Source organism: Hydrogenophaga sp. A37, assembly GCF_002001205.1.
Taxonomy (GTDB): Bacteria; Pseudomonadota; Gammaproteobacteria; order Burkholderiales; family Burkholderiaceae_C; genus Hydrogenophaga.
On record NZ_MUNZ01000053.1, the window covers coordinates 1 to 320 of the forward strand.

At 65.9% G+C, this 320-nt stretch carries 1 pseudogene; it reads right to left on the reverse strand.

Going from position 1 to position 320, the window contains the following annotated elements:
- Positions 1–34: 34 nt before the first annotated feature.
- Positions 35–320: pseudogene (locus B0E41_RS26995) on the reverse strand (hypothetical protein); the annotation flags it as partial.

The following is a 320-nucleotide window of genomic DNA, read 5'->3' on the forward strand; positions in this document are numbered from 1 at the left end:
AGCTCGCGCAGCGCGCGTTCTATCTCGATCATGTTCATGGCTGAACTCCAGGTGCGTTGTTGTTGGTGGTGGTGTTCGCCGTGGCGGCGGCGAGCGTGCTCGTGGCTGTGACGGCCGCAGCATGCGCAAACAGATCGGCGTACTCATCGGCGTCGCGGATGAGCTCATGCTGCTGGGTCAGCGTGCGGACACTGGCGGCGGGCGCACCGCTGGACTCGATCTCGATGGCCGCCAGTGCCTGGGCAAAGCTGACTTCCGCCAGCGCCAGCACGCGCTTGTAGCTGTAGGCTCCTTGCTCCAGAGCCAGCGCGCAGGCGGCA